At 62.7% G+C, this 14,816-nt stretch carries 12 protein-coding genes; 8 read left to right on the top strand and 4 right to left on the bottom strand.

Going from position 1 to position 14,816, the window contains the following annotated elements; genetic code table 11:
- Positions 1 to 33: 33 nt before the first annotated feature.
- Positions 34 to 474, top strand: coding sequence for a universal stress protein (locus ACMGT0_RS10550; protein ID WP_054057082.1), 441 nt, complete (start codon positions 34 to 36; stop codon positions 472 to 474).
- Positions 475 to 690: 216 nt separating this feature from the next.
- Here the strand turns inward: ACMGT0_RS10550 and ACMGT0_RS10545 are convergent, their stop codons facing one another.
- Positions 691 to 2,610 carry an ATP-binding cassette domain-containing protein gene (locus tag ACMGT0_RS10545; RefSeq protein ID WP_416772503.1) on the bottom strand — a complete coding sequence of 640 codons (1,920 nt, stop codon included), beginning with the start codon at positions 2,608 to 2,610 and terminating at the stop codon, positions 691 to 693.
- A 229-nt stretch (positions 2,611 to 2,839) separates the two neighbouring features.
- Between ACMGT0_RS10545 and ACMGT0_RS10540 the strand changes: the two genes are divergently transcribed.
- Positions 2,840 to 4,768 (top strand): transglycosylase SLT domain-containing protein, encoded by a 1,929-nt coding sequence (locus tag ACMGT0_RS10540; protein WP_416772501.1) that lies wholly within the window; start codon positions 2,840 to 2,842, stop codon positions 4,766 to 4,768.
- Between the two features lie 82 nt (positions 4,769 to 4,850).
- Here the strand turns inward: ACMGT0_RS10540 and ACMGT0_RS10535 are convergent, their stop codons facing one another.
- Positions 4,851 to 5,657: an MOSC domain-containing protein gene (locus tag ACMGT0_RS10535; RefSeq protein ID WP_054057079.1), complete on the bottom strand. Its 807-nt coding sequence runs from the start codon at positions 5,655 to 5,657 to the stop codon at positions 4,851 to 4,853.
- 112 nt (positions 5,658 to 5,769) lie between these two features.
- Entirely contained in the window at positions 5,770 to 6,705 is a 936-nt protein-coding gene (locus tag ACMGT0_RS10530) for a chemotaxis protein CheV (RefSeq protein ID WP_054057078.1), read from the bottom strand.
- Between the two features lie 574 nt (positions 6,706 to 7,279).
- Between ACMGT0_RS10530 and ACMGT0_RS10525 the strand changes: the two genes are divergently transcribed.
- The 3 genes from ACMGT0_RS10525 to ACMGT0_RS10515 all read left to right on the top strand — a co-directional run bounded on the left by ACMGT0_RS10525 (position 7,280) and on the right by ACMGT0_RS10515 (position 9,749).
- Positions 7,280 to 7,744, top strand: a complete 465-nt coding sequence (locus ACMGT0_RS10525; protein WP_416772499.1) for a hypothetical protein — start codon at positions 7,280 to 7,282, stop codon at positions 7,742 to 7,744.
- Between the two features lie 458 nt (positions 7,745 to 8,202).
- A complete protein-coding gene (locus ACMGT0_RS10520) occupies positions 8,203 to 9,093 on the top strand; it encodes a sensor histidine kinase (RefSeq protein ID WP_416772497.1) in 891 nt (296 codons plus the stop codon).
- Positions 9,090 to 9,749, top strand: coding sequence for a response regulator (locus ACMGT0_RS10515; RefSeq protein WP_054057075.1), 660 nt, complete (start codon positions 9,090 to 9,092; stop codon positions 9,747 to 9,749). Before ACMGT0_RS10520 ends, ACMGT0_RS10515 begins: the two co-directional genes overlap by 4 nt.
- Here the strand turns inward: ACMGT0_RS10515 and yegS are convergent.
- Complete coding sequence (yegS, locus tag ACMGT0_RS10510; RefSeq protein ID WP_273824100.1) at positions 9,733 to 10,626, bottom strand: lipid kinase YegS; 894 nt, start codon at positions 10,624 to 10,626, stop codon at positions 9,733 to 9,735. The two genes, ACMGT0_RS10515 and yegS, sit on opposite strands and share 17 nt — an antisense overlap.
- Before the next feature lie 437 nt (positions 10,627 to 11,063).
- Here yegS and ACMGT0_RS10505 point away from each other — a divergent pair, with 437 nt between their 5' ends.
- The 3 genes from ACMGT0_RS10505 (at position 11,064) to ACMGT0_RS10495 (ending at position 14,802) form a co-directional block, all read left to right on the top strand.
- On the top strand, positions 11,064 to 12,500 hold the full coding sequence (locus tag ACMGT0_RS10505; RefSeq protein WP_054057073.1) for an undecaprenyl-phosphate glucose phosphotransferase: 1,437 nt from the start codon (positions 11,064 to 11,066) through the stop codon (positions 12,498 to 12,500).
- Between the two features lies 1 nt (position 12,501).
- Positions 12,502 to 13,959, top strand: coding sequence for a mannose-1-phosphate guanylyltransferase/mannose-6-phosphate isomerase (locus ACMGT0_RS10500; RefSeq protein ID WP_054063886.1), 1,458 nt, complete (start codon positions 12,502 to 12,504; stop codon positions 13,957 to 13,959).
- Between the two features lie 69 nt (positions 13,960 to 14,028).
- Positions 14,029 to 14,802, top strand: coding sequence for a polysaccharide biosynthesis/export family protein (locus ACMGT0_RS10495; RefSeq protein WP_416772493.1), 774 nt, complete (start codon positions 14,029 to 14,031; stop codon positions 14,800 to 14,802).
- Positions 14,803 to 14,816 lie beyond the last annotated feature (14 nt).

Below are 14,816 nucleotides of genomic sequence, written 5' to 3'. Positions count from 1 at the left end.
CAATACAATTGCGATCCTCAGGAGGTGCCTGCAATGCCCTACAACCACATTCTGGTTGCCGTCGACCTGACGGAAGAGTGCGACCCGGTCATTCATCGCGCACGTGAACTGTCGGTCAGCAACAACGCCAAGCTCTCGCTGGTCCATATCGTCGAGCCCATGGCCATGGCCTTTGGCGGCGACGTCCCGATGGACCTGTCTCAATTGCAGCAACAGCAGTTCGACCAGGCCAAGGAGCGCCTGGAGCGGCTGATCAACAAGTACCCCGAGATCTCGAAAGACACCTGCCACCTGACCTACGGCCAACCGCGCCAGGAAATCCATCACCTGGCCAAGGAGCAGCACTGCGACCTGGTGGTGGTCGGCAGCCACGGCCGCCACGGCCTGGCCCTGCTGCTCGGCTCCACGGCCAACGACGTGCTCCACGGCGCCCCCTGTGACGTCCTCGCCGTGCGCCTGCAGAACAAGGGCTGAACCCCGACACCCCTTTGACAGACACCCAAACCCCGTGGGAGCGGGCTGGCCCGCGAAGCAGACAACACAGTGCAACTGATTCCCCGCGAAAGGCCATTCGCGGGGAATCAGACCCCCACAAGGGCCACGCCCGGCAAGCCACGGGGCAAAAACGGCTCCTGCAAAAAGCCCGGCCTCACCTGGTGAAGCCGGGCTTTTTTATCCCCTCCCGATCAATCAGGCATCCAGCTCGGCCCAGCGCTCGACCATCGCATCCAGTTCGGTCTGCAGCGTTTCCAGCCTGGCCAGCACGGCGGTCGTTTCGGCAACCGGGCGCTGATAGAACCCCGCCTCGGCCATCTCGGCCTGCACGGCGGCGATTGCCTGCTCCTTGGCATCGATCTCGCCCGGCAGAGCTTCCAGCTCGCGCTGCAGCTTGTAGCTGAGCTTCTTCTTCGCCGCTGGCGCTTCGACCACCGGCGCCACCTGCGCAGGGGGCGCCGTGACGATCGCCGACTCGAGCCCGGCCTTGCCGGACTTGCTCTCGGTCACGCCCAGCAAACGTGGCGAACCGCCCTGGCGCAGCCAGTCCTGATAGCCGCCGACGTACTCGCGAACCTTGCCCTCGCCTTCGAACACCAGGGTGCTGGTCACCACGTTGTCGAGGAAGGCCCGGTCGTGGCTGACCATCAGCACGGTGCCCTGGAAGGTCAACAGCACTTCTTCCAGCAGCTCGAGGGTTTCCACATCGAGATCGTTGGTCGGCTCGTCGAGCACCAGCAGGTTGGCCGGCTTGCTGAACAGCTTGGCCAGCAGCAACCGCGCCCGCTCGCCACCGGACAGCGCCTTGACCGGCGTGCGCGCCCGCTGCGGGCTGAACAGGAAATCGCCGAGGTAACTGAGCACATGGCGGCTCTGGCCATCGATCTCGATGAAGTCACGACCTTCGGCGACGTTGTCGACCACGGTCTTTTCCAGGTCCAGCTGATGGCGCAACTGGTCGAAATAGGCCACCTCGATGCGGGTGCCCTCCTCGACCTTGCCGCTGGTCGGTACCAGACCGCCGAGCATCAGCTTCAGCAGCGTGGTCTTGCCGGTGCCGTTGGCCCCGAGCAGGCCGATACGGTCGCCACGCTGCAGGACCATGGAGAAATCCTTGACCAGGAACGGGCCGTCCGGATGGGCGAAGCTGATGTTGTCGAGCACCATCACCTGCTTGCCGGACTTCTCCGCGGCTTCCAGCTGGATGTTCGCCTTGCCGGTGCGCTCGCGCCGTTCGCTGCGCTCGACGCGCAGTGCCTTCAACGCACGGACGCGGCCTTCGTTACGGGTACGCCGGGCCTTGATGCCCTGGCGGATCCACACCTCTTCCTGGGCCAGGCGCTTGTCGAACAGCGCGTTGGCAGTCTCCTCGGCCGCCAGCATGGCTTCCTTGTGCACCAGGAAGCTGGCGTAGTCGCCGTTCCAGTCGATCAACCCGCCGCGGTCCAGTTCGAGAATACGGGTGGCCAGGCTCTGCAGGAAGGAACGGTCGTGGGTGATGAAGAGCACCGCGCCCTGGAATTCCTTGAGGGCATCTTCCAGCCAGGCAATCGCGCCGATATCCAGGTGGTTGGTCGGCTCGTCGAGCAGCAGCAGGTCCGGCTCGGCCACCAGCGCCTGGGCCAGCAGCACGCGACGACGCCAGCCACCGGACAGCTCGGCCAGGGTCTTGTCGGCCGGCAACTGCAGACGGCTCAGGGTGCTTTCGACCAGGGTCTGCAGGCGCCAGCCATCGCGGGCCTCGAGGTCATGCTGGACACGCATCAGCTTGTCCAGGTCGGCATCGGTGACGATGTTCTGGCTCAGGTGATGATACTGCGCCAGCAACTCCCCTACGCCGTCCAGCCCCTGGGCGACGACGTCGAACACGGTGCGCTCGTCGGCCACCGGCAGTTCCTGCGGCAGTTCGCCGATCTTGAGCGCAGGCGCGCGCCAGACGGAGCCGTCGTCGGGCTTCTGGTCGCCCTTGACCAGCTTCAACATGCTGGACTTGCCTGTGCCGTTGCGGCCGATGATGCACACCCGCTCACCACGGGCGATCTGCCAGGACACCTTGTCCAACAACGGCATGGCGCCGAAAGCAAGGGACACATCGCTGAATTTGAGCAGGGTCATGAGCTTCTCCAAAAACCGGGCGCGCATTCTACCCGATGTTGAGCGGCGAGGCGGCCGCGATTTTCGCCAGCGGTCGAAGCCCGCGTCGCCTGCCACATGACATTTGGTATCAAGTTGCGTACACGAGGCCGGCAAAACTTTCGCCCCCCGCCGGCAAAAGGCTAAGCTACCCGACAATCAGTACCGGCCTTGCGGCCTGTGCTTGTCCGTTTTTTTGCCCGGAAGTCTCATGCGCAGCCGTCTTTTCAACTTCTTATCGTGTCTGCTTCTTTCCACCTGCGCCGTCCAAGCTGCACAGGCCGTCGACCTCGCCCAGCAACGTCAACTCTACGATGACGCCAAGCGCGCCCTGGCCAAGGGCGATTCAGGCCCGTATTTCCAATACCGCAGCGCCCTGCAGAGCTACCCGCTGGAGCCCTACCTGGCCTACGACGAACTGACCGCGCGACTGAAGACCGCCAGCAACGCCGAGATCGAGCAGTTCCTCGCCGAGCACGGCGACCTGCCCCAGGCCAACTGGATGAAGCTGCGCTGGTTGCGCTGGCTGGCCGAACGTGGCGACTGGGCCCCCTTCGTCAAGTACTACGACCCCAAGCTGAACTTCACCGAGCTGGACTGCCTCAACGGCCAGTACCAGCTCAGCCACAACCTGCGCGCCGAAGGCTTCGCCACTGCGGAAAAGCTCTGGCTGACCGGCAAGACCCAGCCCAGCGCCTGTGATGCCCTCTTCGACAGTTGGGCCGCGCAGGGCCAACTGACCGAACAGAAGCGCTGGCAACGCGTCAAGCTGGCCGCCGAGGCCCGCAACTACGGTCTGGCCACGGCCCTGGTGAAAGGCCTGAACACCCTCGGCCCACAGGGCCGGCTGATGATCGAGGTGGCGCAGAAACCCGATCTGCTGAGCCAGCCGGCGCGTTTCGTACCCGCGGACGAGGCGATGTCCGACGTGGTCGGTCTGGGTCTGCGCCGACTGGCACGCCAGGACCCGGACAAGGCCATGGCGCTGCTCGACGGTTATGCCACGAGCATGCACTTCTCCCGTGACGAGAAAGTGTCCATCGCCCGCGAGATCGGCCTGACCCTGGCCCGCCGCTATGACGGCCGCGCCCTGGAAATCATGACCCAGTACGACCCGGAATTGCGCGACAACACCGTCACCGAATGGCGCCTGCGCCTGCTGCTGCGCCTGGGCCGCTGGGAAGAGGCCTACCAGTTGACCCGCCGCCTGCCGCAGGACCTGGCCAGCACCAACCGCTGGCGCTACTGGCAGGCCCGCAGCCTGGAACTGGCCCAGCCGCAGAACCCGCAGGCGCAGGTACTGCTCAAGAACGTCGCCCGCGAGCGTGACTTCTATGGCTTCCTCGCCGCCGATCGCTCGCAGACCCCTTACCAGTTGACCAACCGGCCACTGGTCCTCAGCCAGCAGTTGATCAACAAGGTCCGCAACACCCCGGGCGTGCGCCGTGCCCTGGAATTGCACGACCGCGGGCAGATCGTCGATGGCCGCCGCGAGTGGTACCACGCCAGCCGCCACCTCAGCCGCGACGAAATGGTCGCCCAGGCCAAGCTGGCCTACGACCTGAAGTGGTATTTCCCGGCGATCCGCACCATCAGCCAGGCGCAGTACTGGGATGACCTGGATATCCGTTTCCCCATGGCCCACCGCGACACCCTGGTCCGCGAGGCCAAGCTGCGCGGCCTGCATTCGAGCTGGGTGTTCGCGATCACCCGCCAGGAAAGCGCCTTCATGGATGATGCGCGCTCCAACGCCGGGGCTACCGGCCTGATGCAACTGATGCCCGGCACCGCCAAGGAAACCGCGCGCAAGTTCAGCATCCCGCTGGCTTCGCCGCAGCAGGTGCTGGATCCGGACAAGAACGTTCAATTGGGCGCGGCCTACCTGAGCCAGGTGCACGGCCAGTTCAACGGCAACCGCGTACTGGCCACCGCCGCCTACAACGCGGGCCCGGGGCGGGTAAGGCAGTGGCTCAAGGGGGCGAACCACCTGAGCTTCGATGTCTGGGTGGAGAGCATTCCGTTCGACGAGACCCGCCAGTACGTGCAGAACGTGCTGTCCTACGCGGTGATCTACGGTCAGAAACTCAATGCGCCGCAGCCGCTGGTGGATTGGCACGAGCGGTTCTTCGACGATCAGTGATCCGTGGAACTTGAGCAGGGCTTGCCCACGAATGAGCCGGTAAGCCCGACACGAAACCCGGGCTCCACCGAGACTCGGTGGCTCACTCGAGAATCGTCACCGGCATTCCCACTTCCAGCCGCCCCACCCCGTCATTGACCAGGTTCTGCCCGAAAAACACATTCCCGTCCTTCTCCCGGTAGGTCTTGAGGGTGGTCAATGGCTCGCGGTCGGCGCTGCGCTCACCGGACTGCGGATCGATGGTGGTGAGGATGCAGCGCGAACACGGCTTGACCAGCCGAAACTCGATCTCGCCAATCCGGATCCGCTTCCACTGGTCCTCGGCAAACGCCTCGCTGCCCTCGATGACCAGATTCGGCCGAAACCGCAGCATCTCCAACGGGCGCCCGACCCGCCGGGACAGGTCCTCCAGCGACGCCTGTCCGATCAACAGCAAAGGAAAGCCATCGGCAAACGCCACACGGTCATCATCGCGACCATAACCGGCCTCGGTGCTGCGCGCCCGCTCCTGTGGCACATGGACCAGCCTTACCGGCTTGCCGATGAAGCCGCTCAACCAGGCCGCGGCTTCATCGCCGGCATCGGGCACCCGCAGGGTATCGTTCCAGATGGTCACGCCACGCAATTGCTCATCGGCGGCCGGCAACGCCACCTCCAGCGGCGCATGCCCCGGCGCGCTCAAGGTCAGCCCGCCCGCGGCACTCCACAGCGCCGACAACTGGCTCATGCCGGACACGGCACGCTGGGTCAGGAAGCGTCCGCTGGCCTCGTCCACGAGCATCCAGCGTCGATCCCCCGCCAGCCCCAACTCATCGAGCGAGGCATGAGACAAGTGTTCGCCCTTGGCAGACTTGAGTGGATAACGATACAGCGCGCTCAGACGCAACATGAGAACCGGCTCCGGGATAAAAGACCACGATATACGAGCCGTTCGCCCAATCAAAGGCAACGCAACGATAACAACGACCAGGGGCGGGCCTTACACCTGCCCCCAGGTTCGGTCAGGCGCCGGGATGATCCAGCAGCAGGCGCTGGCGAACCACATCCACCAGCTTGTCCGGCTGGAACTTGGAGAGGAAGTTGTCGCACCCGACCTTCTTCACCATCGCTTCGTTGAAGCTGCCGGACAGCGAGGTGTGCAGCACCACATACAGGCCACGCAGGCGCGGGTCGTTGCGGATCTCGGTGGTGAGGCGGTAGCCGTCCATTTCCGGCATTTCCGCATCGGTGAACACCATCAGCAGTTTCTCGGTCATCACCGCACCGGAATCGGCCCAGGTCTTGAGCATGTTCAGGGCCCTGAGGCCGTCACTGGCGATATGCAGCTTCACCCCCAACTGGCCCAGGGTGTCGCGCAACTGCGACAGGGCCACCTTGGAGTCGTCGACCAGCAGCACCTCGCGCCCACGGGCGTGCTCCATGATCGGATCATCGAGTTTTTCCCGGGAAACCTTGGCGTTGTACGGCACGATTTCGGCAAGGACTTTTTCCACGTCGATGATTTCCACCAACTGGTCGTCGACCTTGCTGATGGCGGTCAGGTAATGCTGGCGCCCGGCGCTGCCCGGCGGCGGCATGATCGCCTCCCAGTTCATGTTGACGATGCGGTCCACGCCACCGACCAGGAACGCCTGCACCGAACGGTTGTACTCGGTCACGATAATGGTACTGTCGGGGCCCGGCACCAGCGGACGCATGCCGATCGCCTGGGACAGGTCGATCACCGGCAGGGTCTGTCCACGCAGGTTGACCACCCCGCAGACAAAGGGATGGCGCTGGGGCATCAGGGTCAGTTTGGGCAGTTGCAGGACTTCCTGCACCTTGAACACGTTGATCGCGAACAACTGGCGACCGGCCAGGCGGAACATGAGAATCTCCAGACGATTCTCTCCCACCAGTTGCGTACGTTGGTCTACCGTGTCGAGAATGCCGGCCATCAATCACTCCTGGGGCGCTGATACAAAGAACTTCATTATGAGAGTTATCGGCCGCTTTCGCCGGACCTTGACCCCCATGCAAAATGTCACGCAAAACGTTTGATGTCACATTAACATCATGCTTTACTGAGTGCACTGTCCGGACTCGACACATCTCGCGCGAGGCGACCACCGGATCGGCTTTTTGTTCCCCTGCCTAGGGGAATCCCCTAGCAACAATCAGGTGCAACCTGATATTCGCAATATCCAATAGCCATTAATGTGACGCCATTCTCATTACATGAATGGAGTCAGGCTTTTGCTTTCAATCGCGGGACGGTGGCCGGAAAACCAGGCAAAACGCCTCACAGCTCTGGTTAAGACGCTCTGGATCGGTCCTCTTGGGCGATCTTTGCACTCGCCGCGAGTGGGCCTGTCGAGCATCGACCGCACCTGCCTGAGAATTCTTCGCAATCACTCTGCACCGAAACAATCGGCAGCAGACTGCCGCTCCGCCCTGTTGACTGACATCAACTTAATGCCGTTCGCCAAGCGCGACCTTCTATCGCCTGCCGATGTTTCATGGAGATAAAGCATGCTGAACGGTAAAGAATGGCAGGCCAAACTGCCGGAATTTCTGGTGGAAGCAGAGCAACTGCAAACAAAGATGCAGGAGTGCTGCCAGCATCTGGCGCTGATCCGCAACGACAGGGATGCCATCGACTGCCTGCTGGCCGCCCTGCACAAGCTGAGCGGCCGGGCCGACGTACTCGGCGTGCACTGCATGGCGAACTTTTCCCGGCATGTGCACGACGTGCTGAACCACGCGCCCGAACGGCTCAACCTGCACGACGACGCCTTGCAGGCCCTGCAGGGCTGCCTGACCCTGCTGGCGTGGCAACTGGAACTGATCGACCCACATACCGGCCAGTTAGGCCTGGACGACAGCGAACAGGCCGAACTGATTGCCGACCTGGCGGCACAGATCGAAGTCTCGACAACCCTGCTTGCCGAGGCGAAAGACTTCACGCTGATCACCTTTCCCGGGCCTTCCGCCTGAACCGCAGAGCCCTGGTCAAGCCTCTCGCCAGGCCCGGGCACTCCCCTCAAACAAAGCCAAGACCAACTAACGAACAACTTTCGGTGTTTTGAGCCGGGCGTTCTTATGCGCGCAAATAACAGCGCGATAAACTGCAGCGATTTCAAACATAAACCGATAGCCAAAGCGGCTGGCGAGTCATCTGGAACCGGCGTGCAGAAAGTTGACCGAGCGGACATATATCAATAGGGACGACCAACCTTAAACGAAGTGCTACTATGCTGCCCGCTTGCTTATGTACTTGATGGCAAAATGAATTCCGGGACAACGGCATAGGATCCAAAAGGTAATAGCACTTAGCCACAACCCCTATATCAAGTTGTACATTAATATTGAACCGTAACGTTTTTTCAAACGGAGTCCTGCCAGTGGTTACGGCCGGACTCTTCGCCCCGGACACTTATTTGGCTCCACACGCTATGTACGCCAGACTCCAGTCACTAAAGCCTTGGCTCACCTCACGCAAGAATGCCCGCCGGCTGACCGTCGTGCTGTGCGTCGCCTCGGCCATCGCCAGCCTGGCGCTTTACCTCAATGGCTCGCCGCTGTCCCTGGGGTTGCTGCTGTTGAACCTCGCCATGCTGGCCAGTCTCTGGCTGCAGTATCGCGATTCGCGCACCTCGATCAATTTCCAACCCCAGGAGCTGGCCGACCGCCTGCTGCAGGTGCAGGAGAACGAACGCCATCGCCTGAGCCGCGAGCTGCACGATGACATCGGCCAACTGCTGACCGCCGCCAGGCTGCAGACCCAGTGGCTGCAAGGACGACTGCCGGAGCAATTGCGCAGCCACTGCGCGGATCTGAACAACACCCTGGACGAAACCCTGGCCAAGGTGCGGGATGTCTCGGCCATTCTCAACCCACGCCAGTTGACCAGCCTCGGACTGGAGGCCAGCCTGCGCGCGCACCTGCTCAAGACCCTGGGCAACACCAGCCTGCACTGGAGCCTGGAATGTCATCAGCAGTTGACCGGGCTGCCCGAGGAGATGGCCGTGACCGCCTTTCGCGTGACCCAGGAGGCTGTCACCAATGTGCTGCGCCACGCCAGGGCCGACAACCTGCTGGTACGCCTCAAACGTCTTCCCGAAGGCCTGTCGCTGTACATCGCCGATGACGGACAGGGTTTTTCCCCGGCCGCCAACCCCGCCGAACAGGGGCAACGTGGCATGGCCGGCATGCTCGAGCGTGCCGAACAACTGGGCGGCCGATTGACAGTCACCAGCGGACCCGGCAAAGGTACGCAAATCGAAGCCCTTCTTCCCTGGGCCCCCCGCGCCCTCGAACGAGCCAGTACGAATAAGGTTCTATGACCTGCAACTTACTTCTTGTGGATGACCACTCACTGATCAGGGCCGGGGTCCGCGCCCTGGTGCTGGAGATTCCCGGCTACGCCGTGATCGGCGAAGCCAGCGATGGCGCGCAGTTGCTCGAAGCCGTCGAACGCCTGAATCCGGATATCATCCTGCTCGACCTGTCGATGCGCGACACCGGCGGGCTCGATGCCCTGCGCCAATTGCAGGCGGTACGTCCGCAGAGCAAGGTGCTGATCCTGTCGATGCACACCGACCCACAACTGATCATGCAGGCCCTGGAAATCGGGGCCCACGGCTACCTGCTCAAGGACACCACCGCGACCGAACTGGCCCAGGCCCTGGAGGCCCTGCGCAACAACGAGCGCTACCTCAGCCCGGCGATCGCCCATACGGTGATCAACCAGGCCCTGACCCAGGCCCAGCGTCATTCACCGGTACCGGCCCAGAGCCACAACCTGACCGGGCGCCAGCTGGAAATCCTCAGGTTGATCGTACGCGGCAAGTCCACCCGGGAAATCGCCCAGGGCCTGGGCCTGAGCATCAAGACCGTGGAGACCCACCGCGCACAGATCATGAAGCGCCTGCAGATTTTCGACGTCGCCGGCCTGGTGCTGTTCGCGGTCCGCGAGCGGATCATCAGTCTCGACGACTGAGCAGCGGCGAATCCACCGGCAGGTGCACCCGCAATGCACCGGGACGGGCCTCGAAACGCAGACTGTCGCTCTCCAGGGGCTCACCGTCGAGGTTCAGGTACAGGCCCTCGGCGACCTTGATCTCGACCCAGGGCAGGCGTGCCCGGACGAACATGTTGTCCAGGCCCCAACCGTCGCTCATCAGCCGTCGCAAGGTACCGACCACCTCCTGGGGAGCCGGCAGGATGCTGATGTCGAGCAGGCCGTCATCGACCAGCGCCTGCGGACACAACACATGCCCGCCACCGGCCTGGCGGCCATTGCCGATACCCAGCGCCAGCAGCTCGCCACGCCAGTGGAAATCCGGCCCCTGCAGTTCGCCATAGGCGGCATGCAGCTCACCGAAGCGCGACAGCCCGGTGAACAGATAGGCCGCGCCGCCCAGCACCTTCTTCAGGTCCTCGGAGGTATTGGCCGTCACCTGGCTGCCGAACCCACCGGTGGCCATATTCAGAAACAACTGTTCACCTACCGCGCCGAGATCGATCGGCCGCGCCGGTACATCCAGCAACTGCAAGGCCGCGGCCGGCTCCAGCGGCACGCCGGCGGCACGGGCGAAATCGTTGGCGGTGCCCAGCGGCATCAACACCAGGCTGGCCTCGGTCCCGGCCAGCGCCTCGGCGATATCGCGCAAGGTGCCATCACCGCCACCGGCAATCAGCTGCCGGTAGCCCATGTGCAGTGCCTCATGGACCAGGCGTTGGGCATCGCCCGCTTCCCAGGTCAACCGAACGGCCAGCTCCCAGCCTTCACGGCGCCGGGCCTCGACCGCTGCCCTGACTTCCTCGTTGAGAGCCTGCTTGCCGTGCAGAATCAGCAATGCCTTGCGCTCGCTCATCGGCGTTTTCTCCTGTGTCGATGGCCTTGACAAATGTGGACCGCAGCCGGATGAAAACGACTTGCCGTGACGGGGATTTATTTCATCGCCGGCCCCCGCGTCGGCTCTAGACCGGCCTCGACCGTCAATACAGCGACGTCGGAAATTTTTTTCAGTGACAGGGTGTCATTCAATTAGCGACCGACTGTTTCATGAGCTTTACTCAAGCCTATACCCTGTACACAGGAGGAAAAAATGTACACATGTGTGGGTGAATACGACTAGAGCAGTCAGACTTGTCCTTGATTGGATGACAGTCAGGACCGGTTGCATCTGACAGAAGAACCGTCTACCAGGGATGGGGCAGCGCAATAAACCTGGAGCGTTGCTATAGGAATTACCTACCGAAGTGCTTCGTAGTTGCCATTTCGAGAGGGTAGAAAAGGAAGGGGGTCTCAATGCGCTTGCAACCAGTCGACAGTCTGTTCCTTACCCGGCCCAGCATGGTCGAGTACTTTCTGTTCGGCATTCGCCTGGTCCATGGGCTCACCGCCATCCTGCCCGGCCTGCTGCTCCTGGTTTACCTGCGCAAGCAAACCCCCGACATCACCGAGAGCTACCTGGCCATCCTGCTGTTCTTCGGTGTCATCAGCGTACTGATCTTCCAGGCACTGGGCGTCTACGCCGAAGCGATCTTCAGCAACATGCTGCGCTTCCAGATCACCCTGTTCGCCTGGTCCTCGGCGTTCTGCCTGCTGCTGTTCATGCACCATGGCCTGCAACTGTTCAACTACCTGGACAACACGCAACTGCTGGTCTGGTTCATCGCCAGCCTGACGTTGTTCGGCATCGAGCGGCTGATCCTGCTGGCGCTGTTCCAGCAACTGATGCAACGCGGCATTTTCCTGCAGAACGCGGTGATTCTCGGCGCCACCGAGAACGGCCAGCGCCTGGCCGAATACCTGTCCCAGCACCAGGACATCCGTTCCGGGGTGATCGGTTTCATCGACGACCGTATCGGCCGGCTGCCCAAGACCATGGTCAACCTGCCGCTGCTGGGCAACTCCAGCGACCTGGAACAACTGATCCGGGAGGAGAAGGTCACCCAGGTGCTGGTCGCCCTGCCCTGGTCGGCGGAAAACCGCATGGACTACATCATTCGCGAACTGCGCCGGTTGCCGGTCAACGTCTTGCTGGTGCCGGACATGGTCGCCTTCCGCCATGCCCACAACCGCATCACCGAAGTCGCCAACCTGCCGATGTTCAATGCCTCCGAAGTCCCCCTGCGCGGCTGGTCGCCGATGTTCAAGCGCCTGGAGGACATGGTGCTGTCGAGCCTGGCGCTGATCCTGCTGTCACCGATCATGCTGCTGGTGGCGATAGCGATCAAGATCGACTCGCCGGGGCCGGTGCTGTTTCGCCAGAAGCGCTACGGCTACAACAACCGGCTGATCGAGGTGTTCAAGTTCCGCTCGATGCACCAGCACCAGGCCGACGCCAACGCCGAAAAACAGACCACCCGTGGCGACCCGCGAATCACCCGGGTCGGACGCTTCATCCGCAGGACCAGCCTCGACGAACTGCCGCAACTGTTCAACGTGTTCGTCGGCAGCATGTCCATGGTCGGCCCGCGCCCCCATGCGACGGCGACCAAGGCCGCCGGCATCCTGTTCGAGGAAGCGGTGAAGGAATACACCTCGCGCCATCGGGTCAAGCCGGGTATCACCGGGCTTGCGCAGATCAACGGCTACCGTGGTGAAACCGATACCCTGGAGAAGATCGAGAAACGGGTGGAGTTCGATCTGGAGTACATCGAAAACTGGTCGATCTGGTTCGATCTCTACATTCTGTTCCGCACTGTCCCGGCAGTGCTCCTGACACGCGAGGCCTTCTGAAATGAGCCTGCTCATTCCCTGCATCATCGCCGGCGGTGCCGGTACCCGACTCTGGCCGGTTTCCCGCGAAGCGATGCCCAAGCCCTTCATGCGCCTGCCGGACGGCGAGAGCCTGCTGCAGAAGACCTTCCGCCGCGCCACCGGCCTGGCCGACGTGCAGCGCCTGCTGACCGTGACCAATCGCGAGGTGTTCTTCCGCACCCTGGATGACTACCGTCTGCTGAACAAGGGCGGCACGGCCCTGGATTTCATCCTCGAGCCCTTCGGCCGCAATACCGCACCGGCCATCGCCGCCGCCGCCCTGCATGTCAGCCGGTTGTACGGCGAGGATGCGCAATTGCTGGTACTGCCGGCGGATCACCTGATCAAGGACCTGGAGGCCTTCGCCAAGGCCGTGCAGAGCGCGCGCAAACTGGCGGATCAGGGCTGGCTGGTGACCTTCGGCCTGGTGCCGACCCAGGCGGAAACCGGCTTTGGCTATATCGAGAAGGGCCAGGCCCTGGACGACGGCAGCTTCCAGGTCGCGCGCTTCGTCGAGAAGCCCGATGCGGCCACGGCCCAACGCTACGTCGACGGCGGCCTGCACCTGTGGAACGCCGGCATGTTCTGCATGCGCGCCGACGCGGTACTGCGCGAACTGCAGGAGCATGCCCCGGATGTGCTGGCGGCCATGAACGAATGCCTGGCCCACAGCCACAGTCGCGAAGGCAGCCAGGAATTGCAACTGGAACTGGACAGCAAGACCCTGGGGCTCGCCCCGGATATCTCCATCGACTATGCGCTGATGGAACGCTCGCGCAAGGTCGCGGTGGTGCCCTGCCAGCTCGGCTGGAGCGACATCGGTTCCTGGCAGGCGGTACGCGAGTTGACCCCGGCCGATGCCAACGGCAACCAGTGCAACGGCGAAACCGTGCTGTACGACGTGAACAACTGCTACATCGACTCGCCCAAGCGCCTGGTCGGCGGGGTCGGTCTCAAGGACCTGATCATCATCGACACCCCTGACGCCCTGCTGGTCGCCGACGGCAAGCGCAGCCAGGACGTGAGACTCATCGCCCAGGAGCTCAAGCGCCAGGGCCACGAAGCCTACCGCCTGCACCGGACGGTGACCCGGCCATGGGGGACCTATACCGTGCTCGAGGAGGGCAAACGCTTCAAGATCAAGCGCATCATGGTCAAGCCCAACGCCTCGCTATCGCTGCAGATGCACCACCACCGCAGCGAACACTGGATCGTCGTCAGCGGCATGGCGCGGGTCACCAACGGCGACAACGAATTTCTGCTCGACACCAATGAATCGACCTTCATCAAGCCGGGCAAGACCCATCGCCTGGTCAACCCCGGGGTGATCGACCTGGTGATGATCGAGGTACAGAGCGGCGAATACCTGGGCGAGGACGATATCGTGCGCTTCACCGATATCTACGGGCGGGCTCCCGTCGAACCCGGCAAATCCTGAAGCGCGGCAAGCGCACCAACACCAAGCCCGTCAGGGAGCTGTAAACATGCACGACAGGACGACCGACCAATGAAAACCCCCTTGCTGATCTTCAGTGTTCTATTACTCAGCGCTTGCAGCATCCCGGCCAAGGTGGTGCTGCCGCAGAAAAACGTGCTCGAGGAAGGTCACAGGGCTGGCGAGGCGCTGGCCGGCAAGCCCCTGCCGGCACAGCGGATCCGTGCCGGCGATACCTTGCGCATCGTACGCAACACCGGCGAGGCACCCTCGATCTCCGCCTTCACCGCCAACTCCATCTATGAGTTGACGCTGTTCACCGTGATGAACGACGGCAGCTTCGCCTACCCCTACATCGGCAACGTCAAGGCCGCGGGCCTGACTCCGCAGGAGCTGACCCTGTTCCTGCAGGACAAGCTCAAGAACATCTACCAGGACTCGGCGCTGACCGTGAACATTTCCACTTCACCGGGCAACACCGTGTTCGTCGGGGGGTCGGTGCGCAACCCGAACAACCTCTCGGTGACCACCGCCACCACCCTGGAACAGGCGCTGATCGGTGCCGGCGGCCTGCTGCCGGTGGGTGACAGCCGCAACGTCGCGCTGCTGCGTCAGGAAGACAACGGCCGCTACAAGACCTATTTCTTCGACTACCGCGACACCATGCTCGCCGGCATCAGCAACCGCCCGCCGGTACTGCTGCAACGCGGCGACGTGATCTTCGTGCCCAAGTCCCACGTGGGCAACGGCATCGAGTGGGTCGACCTGTACCTGAACCAGCTGATTCCGTTCCAGAAATCGATTGGTATCGGGGTGAACTACAACCTGCGTGAAAACAGCAACTGATCGTTAAGGACAAC

Origin of the sequence: Pseudomonas sp. RHF3.3-3, assembly GCF_048069595.1 — a bacterium.
Classification (GTDB): domain Bacteria; phylum Pseudomonadota; class Gammaproteobacteria; order Pseudomonadales; family Pseudomonadaceae; genus Aquipseudomonas; species Aquipseudomonas fuscovaginae_B.
The sequence above is the reverse complement of the archived record's forward strand: the minus strand, read 5'-3'. Positions and strand labels throughout refer to the sequence as shown.

Excerpts from the sequence above, each read along its gene's own strand:
- yegS (WP_273824100.1), bottom strand. The coding sequence starts at position 10,626 with ATGAGCGAGCGCAAGGCATTGCTGATTCTGCACGGCAAGCAGGCTCTC.
- ACMGT0_RS10535 (WP_054057079.1), bottom strand. The coding sequence starts at position 5,657 with ATGTTGCGTCTGAGCGCGCTGTATCGTTATCCACTCAAGTCTGCCAAG.
- ACMGT0_RS10540 (WP_416772501.1), top strand. The coding sequence starts at position 2,840 with ATGCGCAGCCGTCTTTTCAACTTCTTATCGTGTCTGCTTCTTTCCACC.
- ACMGT0_RS10505 (WP_054057073.1), top strand. The coding sequence starts at position 11,064 with ATGCGCTTGCAACCAGTCGACAGTCTGTTCCTTACCCGGCCCAGCATG.
- ACMGT0_RS10520 (WP_416772497.1), top strand. The coding sequence starts at position 8,203 with ATGTACGCCAGACTCCAGTCACTAAAGCCTTGGCTCACCTCACGCAAG.
- ACMGT0_RS10515 (WP_054057075.1), top strand. The coding sequence starts at position 9,090 with ATGACCTGCAACTTACTTCTTGTGGATGACCACTCACTGATCAGGGCC.
- ACMGT0_RS10530 (WP_054057078.1), bottom strand. The coding sequence starts at position 6,705 with ATGGCCGGCATTCTCGACACGGTAGACCAACGTACGCAACTGGTGGGA.
- ACMGT0_RS10495 (WP_416772493.1), top strand. The coding sequence starts at position 14,029 with ATGAAAACCCCCTTGCTGATCTTCAGTGTTCTATTACTCAGCGCTTGC.
- ACMGT0_RS10550 (WP_054057082.1), top strand. The coding sequence starts at position 34 with ATGCCCTACAACCACATTCTGGTTGCCGTCGACCTGACGGAAGAGTGC.
- ACMGT0_RS10545 (WP_416772503.1), bottom strand. The coding sequence starts at position 2,610 with ATGACCCTGCTCAAATTCAGCGATGTGTCCCTTGCTTTCGGCGCCATG.
- ACMGT0_RS10525 (WP_416772499.1), top strand. The coding sequence starts at position 7,280 with ATGCTGAACGGTAAAGAATGGCAGGCCAAACTGCCGGAATTTCTGGTG.
- ACMGT0_RS10500 (WP_054063886.1), top strand. The coding sequence starts at position 12,502 with ATGAGCCTGCTCATTCCCTGCATCATCGCCGGCGGTGCCGGTACCCGA.